The 9,139-nt window shown below is 38.8% G+C and carries 9 protein-coding genes and 1 pseudogene; 5 read left to right on the forward strand and 5 right to left on the reverse strand.

Going from position 1 to position 9,139, the window contains the following annotated elements:
- The 4 genes from IM500_RS09675 to IM500_RS09690 all read right to left on the reverse strand — a co-directional run.
- On the reverse strand, positions 1–605 hold a 605-nt coding region (locus IM500_RS09675), incomplete at its 3' end, for a Uma2 family endonuclease (protein ID WP_287738207.1).
- A gap of 130 nt (positions 606–735) precedes the next feature.
- On the reverse strand, positions 736–1,422 hold the full coding sequence (locus IM500_RS09680) for a ParB N-terminal domain-containing protein (protein ID WP_190722937.1): 687 nt from the start codon (positions 1,420–1,422) through the stop codon (positions 736–738).
- Positions 1,423–2,772: an AAA family ATPase gene (locus IM500_RS09685; RefSeq protein WP_190722936.1), complete on the reverse strand. Its 1,350-nt coding sequence runs from the start codon at positions 2,770–2,772 to the stop codon at positions 1,423–1,425.
- A 464-nt stretch (positions 2,773–3,236) separates the two neighbouring features.
- A complete protein-coding gene (locus tag IM500_RS09690) occupies positions 3,237–4,178 on the reverse strand; it encodes a serine hydrolase (protein ID WP_190722935.1) in 942 nt (313 codons plus the stop codon).
- Positions 4,179–4,288: 110 nt separating this feature from the next.
- Here IM500_RS09690 and IM500_RS09695 point away from each other — a divergent pair, with 110 nt between their 5' ends.
- From IM500_RS09695 to IM500_RS09715, 5 genes are all read left to right on the forward strand, one after another.
- Positions 4,289–4,951 carry a 4'-phosphopantetheinyl transferase family protein gene (locus tag IM500_RS09695; RefSeq protein WP_190722934.1) on the forward strand — a complete coding sequence of 221 codons (663 nt, stop codon included), beginning with the start codon at positions 4,289–4,291 and terminating at the stop codon, positions 4,949–4,951.
- A gap of 97 nt (positions 4,952–5,048) precedes the next feature.
- The gene (locus IM500_RS09700) at positions 5,049–6,182 is read left to right on the forward strand and encodes a glycosyltransferase family 4 protein (protein ID WP_079207103.1); all 1,134 of its coding nucleotides are present in this window, start codon (positions 5,049–5,051) and stop codon (positions 6,180–6,182) included.
- Positions 6,183–6,237: 55 nt separating this feature from the next.
- Positions 6,238–6,531, forward strand: coding sequence for an ATP-dependent Clp protease adapter ClpS (clpS, locus tag IM500_RS09705; protein WP_002765336.1), 294 nt, complete (start codon positions 6,238–6,240; stop codon positions 6,529–6,531).
- 2 nt (positions 6,532–6,533) lie between these two features.
- On the forward strand, positions 6,534–6,818 hold the full coding sequence (locus tag IM500_RS09710; protein ID WP_002732155.1) for a DUF2103 domain-containing protein: 285 nt from the start codon (positions 6,534–6,536) through the stop codon (positions 6,816–6,818).
- A 5-nt stretch (positions 6,819–6,823) separates the two neighbouring features.
- A complete protein-coding gene (locus IM500_RS09715; protein WP_190722933.1) occupies positions 6,824–8,770 on the forward strand; it encodes a pentapeptide repeat-containing protein in 1,947 nt (648 codons plus the stop codon).
- Positions 8,771–9,051: 281 nt separating this feature from the next.
- Here IM500_RS09715 and IM500_RS09720 read toward each other — a convergent pair.
- Positions 9,052–9,139 (reverse strand): annotated as a pseudogene (locus IM500_RS09720) (IS200/IS605 family transposase); the annotation flags it as partial.

Here is a 9,139-nt window from a genome sequence, read left to right on the forward strand (position 1 = left end):
AAGTCGCCCATTAATAAAGCGTTTTTATCTAGCCATAAACCGGGGAAGATTTGGGAGCGCATTATGCCCTCACTATCGGGTTCTAGTTTAATATATTCTCCTGCCTGTAGCCGAAACCAATCAATTTCTTGTTCATAAAACCGCCAGACTAGGTATTCTTGGACTTGATTGCGACGGTAAACATTTAATTTTTGATGAACATCGTAGGAAGCACTAGAAGCGGCAATTTCGACAATTAATTCCGGCGCTCCTTCTACATAATCATCTTGACTAATTGTCGATTGTCCTCCCTTGTCAATTCTTAATAGGGCATCCGGTTGGGGTTCGTTATCAATATCTAATCTCACGCTGGCATTATCACCCAATCTAACACCGGGAGTCGCCGCTTTATAGAGAGCTAACCATCCGATAATATTAGCATGAGGCTCGGCGTGACTTTCAAATCTGAGGGGAGATGCCATATAAACAATTCCTTCAATTAATTCCGCTTTTTTGAGATGGGGCATCCCTTGATAACGTCGTTCAAATTCCCATCGAGTTAATTTATCGCCGTTTTCTAGGGGAGGAATTGTTAAAGAATCAGCTATTACTGGGGTAGTTGTCATAAGTTTTCTCTTTTCACCCGTCTTCTAGTTAATCTTTGCCCGCTATCGGATCGGGATTTTTTCCTGATCTTCCATTATTATAACATCCATCGGTAGGGTGTGTTAAAGTAGCTCAACACACCCACAAAAATCAATTAGAAATTAACAAATAATCTATAAGCTTAATTAATCTTGCTTCTTTAACTCCTACCACTGGGCGCTTGAGGATATCTTCTAAGGAATCAAAAGGTTTCTCTGAACGTTTTTTCAGAAAATCGTTAACAGATGTAGCGGGAATTCCTGCTTTTTTAAGTTGATTAGCATCACAGCTATTTAAAAGCTCTAAAATCGACTTAGAAGGAGGAGAAGGAGGAGAAATAATAATTTTTTCTTCCAGTCTTTTGATTTCTTTTTGGTACTCCTCTCGGATTGCTTGTAACTGGGTTTCTAATCGTTTTTCAAGATTACTCATCCTCAATTCTAGAGGATTATCTATTTTTTCATGCGTGGTAATTAACCCAGGAGAAGAGGATAATAACTGTATTTGCTGTAAAGCGATACTCTCCGCTTCTTTATCAACTACAAAAGCGTTAATCATCTCGATGTCAGGAACTTTCTGATTGGCGATGACAGAAGCATAATATTCTAAATCTCCACTAATAATATTATAACGTTCATCAACTTTTTTATTATCAGCTTTTTTGAGAATAGCAGGGCGAATAATTCCACCCATTTCAATAATAAGATTGGCTAAATTTTCCAATTCAGTTTCGGAGAAAGTTTCTCTGGCAACAGAAGGATTAATATCAGTAATATCGACTCGTAAAAATTTCCACATTTATTTAACTCCTATTTTAGCTAAAACTTCCAGTGCTAAGGCTTCAAATTCTGCTGCTGATACTCCCGCATCAGCTTGATGTTCGGCATAATCGATTATAGATTGGGGGGCAGGAATTTCTAAATCTCCCACGGTAACGTATTGATTTATACAGCGAGATAAAGGCATTCTTTCCGAGATAGTCGATTCCATCAAAGGTAAATTATATTTGTCTGGAATCACTTGTTTTTGTTTGGGAAAATTATATTTTAAGTATTGAGCATGGGTGGAAATTTTGGAAGGTAAAACGCCTAAAATTTGTAGGGTTGGTTTACCCAAATCTCCACGACTTTCATTGATTTCCTCTTGAACAAAGTTTTTAACGCTATCTAATCCTTGATTAGAAAATGGTTTAAGATCAGAAGGGATTATCAGATAGTCAGCTGCAATTAAAGCAATGCGTGCATATAAATCAAGTGCGGGAGGTGCATCAATAATTACAATATCGTATTGATCATTTACTTTCTCTAATTTTCTTGCCAATCTAGCAAATACCGCTGCATTATCTTTAATTTTAGCTTGGTTAGCAATTAAAGATATGTGAGAGGGAATAACATCAATTTCTGGATGATTGAATCCTTGAGACTTTCTGACGATATTCTCAATAAAAATGCGGTTACTGTTATCTAGCAAATGAAAGACATTTTTATCTTTTAAATCATCGTCATCATCGAATTGAAACTTAATTAAACCAACGGCAAAGGTACTATTAGCTTGAGCATCAATATCAATTAATAATACTCGCTTGCCTTTTTTACTCAAAGCTGCCGCTAGATTGGTAGCGACGGTGGTTTTGCCAACACCACCTTTATGATGATAAATTGCGATGGTTTTCATGGGATTTCTGTGGTTGGTTGTTGGAGAATTAAGCGGTGGAATGCCTAGGGATAAGGTTTCGTAGCCAATCAGAAATTTTAACTGTTCTAAGTGAGAGGCAATTTCTAACCCAGAACATCTAAAAACTAAATAAATTTTATCGGGTTTTCTTTGATAAAGTTGAATCTCATCACCATTGGTTAATAATCCCCACTGCACTTTAAAGTAGTTGAGATAATAACCTAAGCGGTGACGATGATTGATGAGCTTTTCTCTGGGGTTTTTAGCCTCGACAATTAGACAGTGAGAGGATAAAAACTGCCTTTTATTGATAGGTTTTTGAGCGGAAACAAGGAAATCTAAGCGTACTTTACCGAAGCTAACTTGTTGATACCAATGTTCGGCATTGTAGCCTAGTTTGGGGAGTAAATACTGGACAATTAATTTACTCTCCACTTCCCTTTCGTTATGACAATGGTGAGGGTTGAAAGTCACACATTTGAGGAAATAAGTAGTTGGACAAAAGTAAAGTTAACTGTGGGATAAGGAGTCAGGAGTCAGGAGTCAGTAAGAATTGCGGCAATTTACATTTCTTAAGATAGACAACAGAATTTATGCCCGACTACTTACTTAAAAATAACTTATTGTTAGTTTAAATGATGACAGCCCTTCCCGTCAAGGTAAAGCACAGACTAAATCCTCATACTAAATCTGGTTATTAAAGACTGATTATTTATTCCCCTTTTTGCATGAGTGCATGAGTAGAAAACGGGTTTCTCCGAGAAACCCGTTTTCTGTGAGTTACTCAACGGATATTTCAGCTGCAAGAACGAACCCCATCTATCCCAGAAAAGCTGTATATTGAGATGCACATCGGTAAATTTACGGATTTATTGCAGTAGGATGTTTATCTAGCACTTTTGGCAATGACAGAGAAAACCATCCTACCCACAGCTTAATTAATGGATCTGCATAATTTTCTCGGCTACTTTCTGGGAAATAAAAGGTAAAATTGAGCGATTTTGACTGTTATCTTTTCCCTCGGTAAATACCACCAATAGATAGGGAGTATGGTGGGGAATTTCAATATAGGCTGCATCGTGACGTACTTGACTTGTCCAACCAGCTTTTGACCAAATTTGACTATTTTCTGGTAATCCTTGTCCCAGAAATCCTAAGATTTGTGTATCATCTCCTTGACTTGTCCAATCAGCAGGATTAAGACTTCGTTTTAGTAAAGACATCATCATTTGGGAACGTTGGGAAGAAACAGCAATCCCCCCGACAATAGTATGAATTAAACGCGCCACTGCATTGCTAGTTAACATATTGCGATTCTCCATTAATTCCCCTAAAAAAGCGCGTTCACGTCCATAGGGACCATCAGACCAAGTTTTTTGATTAACGTTAATTGTCGCTAATTCTGGCCAATTTAGGGATTGAAAATAACGATTAACTATGTTGCGTTGTTGCTTCCAAGTTTCAAAGGGACCGGCGGCAATTTCTGGACCGCTAGTGGTTCCCGTCACCAGATCTACAACTAAACTGGTAGCATCATTACCAGAGTCAACAATCATGTCACGAATGGCGCGATTTAATTCGGTGTTTTCGGGAATCATTCCCCCTTCTAACCACTCATGAATTGCTACTAGATAAAATAATTTAACTAAACTAGCGGGATAGGTTCTTTCTTGTCCGCGATAACTAAATCCGCGGGGGGAATATTTCCAGAATTCTTCGTGAGAAATTGCTCCCCCCGTGTTGACGATAACGGGAGGATCATATACTATCCAAGTTAGGGCAATTTGTTCTTGAGCTAATTGGGTAAATTCTCGCCAAGTTGTTTCTAAAATATCTGTACCGAACTGTTGGAGGTGGTCTTCAGTATGAAAAAAGTTCATAGGTGTGCTGCAAAGTCAAAAGTTAGAAGGTGGATAAATTATTGAGTCGGCAATTCTCATTTTACGGTAAAATTTACCGATAATTAATTATTTGATCGCTTCTTAGTTTAATGTTTATATCTACCGATGAGGTTCATCTCTATTTTATCAGTCTTGATCCGTCTGGGGATAGACTAGAAAAACTGGCTTCTTTGCTCTCGGAAGATGAAATAATTAGAGCTAATCGTTACCATTTTCCCCAACACAAGCGGCGTTTTTTGGTGGCTAGGGGGTGTTTACGGGAGATTTTAGGGTCATATTTGGCGATAAGTCCCGAAAAAATCGAGTTTATCTACAGTGAACGGGGAAAACCGAGTATTAACTACCAATTGCAGTTTAATCTCTCCCATTCCGAGGAGATGGCAATCTGTGGCTTGACTTTAACCGCTCGCATCGGGGTAGATTTAGAGAAAATGCGCCAGATGAAAGATTTAAATAGCTTGACAAAAAGGTTTTTTTGTGCTAAGGAACACGAGCTTGTTGAAAAGTCTGCGGAGAAGGAAAAGCTATTTTTTCAGTTATGGACGGCAAAAGAGGCTTATTTAAAGGCAGTGGGAACGGGAATTAGCGGGGGACTCGATCGAGTGGAAGTGGGCCTCAATCCCTTAAAATTAGACAATGTGGCGGGGGAATGGCAATTATGGACAGCGGCAATCGGCGATAATTATCGAGCGACGGTGGTTATCGAAGGTAGCGATCGAGTGATTAAAACCTTTGGCCTTTCTGATCTATGATTAATTGGGGAGTTAATTGCCTTGAGAAATTCAGTAATTATTCCTAGCTATCTCAAAAAAAGCTTGTCCTTAATTATTACTTAACCTTGTTTTCTCTATGCGAATTGCTCTTTTTACAGAAACTTTCTTACCGAAAATCGATGGAATTGTCACCCGTCTTAAACATACCGTGGAACACCTACAAAGATTAGGTCATCAGGTATTAGTTTTCTCTCCCGATGGCGGTTTAAAGGAGTACAAAGGTGCTAAAATTCATGGAGTTACAGGGATTCCCTTACCCCTATATCCGGAATTAAAAATGGCTTTCCCCCGGCCTTCAGTCGGTCAAGCTTTAGAGAGGTTTAAACCCGATATTATTCATGTGGTTAACCCCGCTATTTTAGGGGTGGGAGGCATTTATTTTGCCAAAACTATGAACATTCCCCTCGTCGCTTCCTATCATACCCATCTCCCCCAATACCTACAACACTATGGATTAGGTTCCCTAGAAGGATTACTCTGGGAATTATTAAAACTGGCCCACAATCAAGCAAGTTTAAATCTCTGCACTTCCACTGCTATGGTGCAAGAATTATCTAGTCGTGGCATTGAAAAGGTAGAGCTTTGGCAAAGGGGAGTCGATACGGAATTATTTCAACCTCATTTAAAATCCCCAGCTATGAGACTGAAATTATCCCAAAATAACCCCGATAGTCCTCTCTTATTATATGTTGGTCGAGTGTCGGCCGAAAAAGAAATCGATCGCATTAAACCAGTATTAGAAGCGATTCCCGAAGCAAGATTTGCCATTGTGGGAGATGGTCCCCATCGGGAAGCTTTAACAAGTCATTTTGCCGACACAAATACCCATTTTGTCGGTTATTTACAGGGGTTAGAATTAGCCTCCGCTTTTGCTTCCGCAGATGCTTTTCTTTTTCCCTCACGCACAGAAACCCTCGGTTTGGTACTCTTAGAATCCATGGCTGCCGGTTGTCCGGTGGTGGCGGCAAATTCGGGGGGAATTCCCGATATTGTCACCGATGGAGTTAATGGTCATCTCTTCGATCCTAGGGATGAAAAGGGTTTAATTAGTGCCACCCAAAGATTACTAACCGCCAAGGCAGAAAGAGAGGAATTACGACGAAATGCGCGTCTAGAAGCCGAAAAATGGGCATGGCAAGCGGCCACCAAACAGTTATTAAATTACTATCACCGGGTTTTGAATAATAATTCTGTGGCTTTTGCCGCTTAATTGTTGTCAAAATGCTCGAATTTAATTGCAAAAACCTTAACCTATTGTAACTTCTATGGCCAGCGCACCCAGTACCACCTTAGATAAGTCCACCCAAGTGGTCAAAAAGACTTATCCCAACTATAAAGTTATTGTTCTCAACGATGACTTTAACACCTTCGATCATGTGGCCAATTGTTTAATTAAATATATCCCGGATATGACTACCGATCGAGCTTGGGAATTAACTAATCAAGTTCACTACCAAGGACAAGCAATTGTCTGGACAGGTCCCCAAGAACAAGCGGAACTTTATCACCAACAATTGCGACGGGAAGGATTAACTATGGCTCCTCTAGAGGCCGCATAATTATGAATAATGGTCGTTTAGTTTGGAATCATTCTACTCATATTCCGGGGTTGATTGCGGTATTAGAAAAGTTAATTACCTATCAAGGAATCACCACTGTCACCCCGGGGGTACTTTCTCGCTCAAAAGGTCATTGTCCGCGGTTACAATTGCGGATATCAGTACCAATTCGTGGTGGTTTTAAGCTGATTGCGAGGACAGGAAAAAGTGTGCAGGAAGTCTTTGTTATCACCGATTTAAACCAAGAGGATTTAGAAATGGCTATCCAAGCTTGTTTAGGAAAATAACTGTCGTGGGTGCGTTGTTGAAAGGCTGCTGGTTACTAATCATTGTTTTTCTGTTTTTCTCTGTACATTCTCTCCCTAGTTTGGCAGTAGTGGATAGGGTTCCCTTAACAGTAACTTTATTGCAGGAACGTTTAAGCGCACCCGTCCTTAAAGAAGGGATGACTACCATTAATTTAGCCAATTTAGTTATCGATATCCGCGATGAAAATAAGGAGCTGCAAGAACAATTTTATCAACAGATTCAAGGTCAAATTAATCGCGCTAAACAACCCCTAGGTTTAGATTTTAGTAATTCCTTAATTCAAGGCAATTTTATCGCTTCCCGTCTGGGTTTACCGACTCCTTTAACAAAAGTGGCTCTCGCTACCTTATTATCACCCACGGAAGAACAGTTATTACAACAGGACGAAAATTTTTTATTCGATAGCGATGAACCAGTTTTTAATGTCACAGTATTTCGCGGACCTGTGAAGTTGCAGGGAACCGTATTTATGGGAGAAGTGGACTTTTCTAAGACTTTTTTTCTGCAAATTGTCGAAGCAATGGAAGCAAAATTTAGTCGTGAAAGTAATTGGGTAGAATCTCGTTTTGCTAGGGTAGCGAAATTTACCAAAGCCAATTTTATGGGAGATGTAAATTTTAGTCAAAGTCAATTTTTAAATAAAGCCATCTTTCGCACAGCCCATTTTAAAAGTATTACTAACTTCCATCGCAGTCATTTTACTGCCGAAGCTTATTTTGATCAAACTAAATACGATAAAACCGCAGATTTTACCCGTACTTTCTGGGAAAAGGAAGCCAATTTTTCCCAAAGTCAATGGCGAGATCGTCCGCTATTTTCTAAGAGTAGATTTTTAAGTTTATTAACCTTTAGAAATGCCACTTTTGAAAAATCGGGTGCTTTCCGGTCTAGTTATTTTAATGGTGTGGTTAGTTTTCAAGATGTGAAACTTTTAGATCAGGTAGATTTTAGTAATTCCACTTTTACTAAAAATAGTTATTTAAGTGTATCAGGATTAGCTTTTGATTCCGATAAAGCGAAAATCCTGGGAGATAGAGGAGTAATTGGTCAGGCAATTTATTTACCAAACCTAACAGGAAATGAGACAGTTTTAAGAAATTTAGTTCGTAATTTTCGCTCCCTAGAACAAATTGCCGATGCCAATCAAATTGAATATAAAACCGAAAAATTGCGATTACAACAGTTAAAACAAAAGCTAAATAATATCTCATTTATTCGCCTAATTAACCTCACTTGGGTAGCTGATTTTCTGCATACTTCTTTCCTTGCTTTACTATTACTCTTAAGTCAAGATGGTACAAATTTTAGTTTAGTTTTCGGGACAGGAATCATAATTTTTGCCTATTTTGGCTGTTTATTTTGGTTAATCGATCGCGTGCGTCGTCTCACTCCTAAACCAGTAATTCCTAGTCGTTATGAAATCTTTTGTATGGTAACTAGCTATATTATTCTCACCCTTTCAGGTGTGTTTAATATCCTACAATCTGCCAGTCGTCCCCTACTAACTTTAACAGCTATTGCCCTAATTCTTGTCCCCTTACCTTTAATTTTAGTTATCGAACTTTATCGTCGGGGACGCTATCACGATTTAATGGATAGTTCCTATTTCCTGCAAGATGGTAGTATGCGACAATTACGCTTATTAATCACCCGTTTACCCGTGGTTCCCGAATTCCCCCTCTTTCGCGATCGTTATAATCCTATTCCTTGGCAAAAGCGTTGGAATTGGTTAAATTATTACGATTTAAGTCTCAATAATTTGCTAAAATTAGGCTTTAATGATTGGCGAGTTCGCGATCGAGAATTACCCGCTATTATTTCTTTTTTAGTTTGGTATCAATGGGGTATCGGCATCTTTTATATCACTCTCCTTATCTGGACTCTCTCGCGCACGATTCCGGGGTTAAATCTCTTGATTTATTTAAAATAAACTGTAAAAATTTAAATACAGCAGTTATCTTTTCGTTTTGGGGAGCAGAAATATGAGTGGAAAAATGACCCTTACTTTGAACCGTGATACCTACGGAAGGTTAAGCTGTTCGTAATTTAATGCTTGACAGCTTAGTGAGTGTTCGCCGTGATTTTCTATCACTGTTTGAGGAATCGAATTAGAATCTTGATAATCTTACTAAAGAAGAAAAAAACATGAATGCCAAATTGATTGAATCTCTCGTCCAAATTATCGAAAATTTGGGTTAAAACCCCGTCGTTTTACGACGGCTTTTCCTGATTTTTGATGTAGCACTTAAGAACTTCCAGTGGCGCACCTCCTACAGAAGATACAAAATAACTGGGCGAC

This window comes from Microcystis sp. M179S2, assembly GCF_020245805.1.
In the GTDB taxonomy this organism is placed as follows: Bacteria; Cyanobacteriota; Cyanobacteriia; order Cyanobacteriales; family Microcystaceae; genus Microcystis; species Microcystis aeruginosa.